1 protein-coding gene is annotated in these 2,042 nt (G+C 32.3%); it reads left to right on the forward strand.

Annotated elements, in window-relative coordinates; genetic code table 11:
- Nucleotides 1–880, forward strand: an 880-nt coding sequence (locus tag F6K13_RS30365) for a 3'-5' exonuclease (RefSeq protein WP_287289458.1), incomplete at its 5' end; no start/stop codon positions are given.
- Nucleotides 881–2,042: the final 1,162 nt, after the last annotated feature.

The following is a 2,042-nucleotide window of genomic DNA, read 5'->3' on the forward strand; positions in this document are numbered from 1 at the left end:
TCGTCACTCTCAAATTCCAGCAGAAATATTGGCATTAATGCAATTTATTGACCGCCCTCATTCTCCAGATTATTTAAAATCTGCTTTGAAAGTTTTGGGCGATCGACGTTTAATTCCTAAGCAAGATTATAATGTTTTTGCCTCTCAACCAGAACAGTTTCTTTACCCAGGACCTCTCGATCCTTATCAATCAGAAAAGGTGCGTAAATGTCGTGATTTTTGTCGTACTTTACTCAGGGCAAAATCAGAATTACCTTTGTATCAATTAATTTCTTTTCTTGCTTTAGCTTTAAATTATCAACAATCAGATTTAGCAACTGCGGATAAGTTAGCAGAAAGAGTTGCTAAACAAACTTTTGATAATAGTTCGATGAATTCTATTTTAGAAGTTTTAAGTGAAATTGTAGGTTCCGAGAGATTTGAACCTGTTGAAGTGGATGAAGATGCAGAGAAAAATTATACTCGCCCTCAGCAACTTACTATTATTACTATGCATAAAGCTAAAGGTTTAGATTGGGATTATGTCTTTTTACCTTTTTTACATGAAAATATAATTCCTGGTAATTTACGAGTTTTGCCCCAGGTAAGTTTTTTGGGAGAATTTGACTTAGCTGAAGTGGCAAGGGCACAAATTCGCGCCAGTTTACAAGGACAAGATTTACCAGATATTTCTACTGCTTGGAAACAGGCAGAATATTTGAAGACCGCAGAGGAATTTCGGTTACTATATGTGGCTATGACTAGAGCAAAACGTTTGTTGTGGATGTCTGCTGCTAAGTTAGCTCCTTTTACTTGGAATAAACCAGACAATTTACAGGAGCAAAAACCTTGCCCAGTTTTACCTGTTTTAAAGGCTGAGTTTCCTGATAGTTTCAGATAAATTTTAAAGCATCAAAACAGAGTTTCACTATAGTATCGCAGAAGGAAGAAGGAAGAAGAAAGAAGGAAGAAGAAAGAAGGAAAAATCTGACATTGTCTGATTTTTAAGCTTTTTATCTGTCCTAACCTTTCCTGAGACTGCTATAATTAGCGCCTCACATAAATTCTGGATAAATATTTATAATTCCTGCAATTTAGATGTAGATTAAAAGTTTTCCCTCTTCCCTGATTAACTTTTATCAAAAAAAATTAAAATTTATTGCTTTTGCGAGAAAATATAAAAATTTTACTGATAACTGATAACTGATAACTGAAATGACCTATCTTTCTCTTATAAGTAAATGCTAGATTTTCTTAATCATATATCTTAAGGTAAGCGTTCACAAAATTATAAATAAATACAGATCAATTGACCAGATATCCAGATATAAATATAGGAAGTAGTCATATTTAATATAGTTTCACTATAGCAATTCCCCACTCACATAAATTCTGGATAAATATTTATAATTCCTACAATTAGGTGTACATTAAAAGTTTTATAAATTCTGGATAAATATTTATAATTCCTACAATTAGGTGTACATTAAAAGTTTTCTTTCTTTCCTGATTAACTTTTATCAAAAAAAATTAAAATTTATTGCTTTTGGGAGAAAATATAAAAATTTGACCTATCTTACTCTTACCGTAAATGCTAGATTTTCTCAATCATACATCTAAAAGTAAGCGTTCACAAAATTATAAATAAAATATATCAACTGACCATATATAAAAAGAGGAAGTAGTAATATTTAATATAGTTGATTTGACATTGAGAATAAAAACCCTATTTCCAAAATTATATTGACAAAGCAGATAGTATATGTGAGAATCTTTTCAACTTCTAGAGTAGAGGGGATCAATAAATTATTGATGAGATAGGCTTTTTTAATACATTATGCGTATCTACTTAACTCACCCTCCTGAATTAAGTAAAACAATAAAAAATTTGAGTAGTTATACTTCAATTTAACTCAAAAAACAAATTTATGTAAGTACGCTAGCCGAGCAGGTGACGGGCCTGGACAAGGTCTTGCAGCTCGATAATCGAATTGCGCTTGGTTTTATGCTGCCCAGTCCAATGCGCCGATTTTCCGATAATTTGGCGGCGTTTGGGCACGCCG

The sequence above is a fragment of the Okeania sp. SIO2B9 genome, from assembly GCF_010672505.1.
In the GTDB taxonomy this organism is placed as follows: domain Bacteria; phylum Cyanobacteriota; class Cyanobacteriia; order Cyanobacteriales; family Microcoleaceae; genus Okeania; species Okeania hirsuta.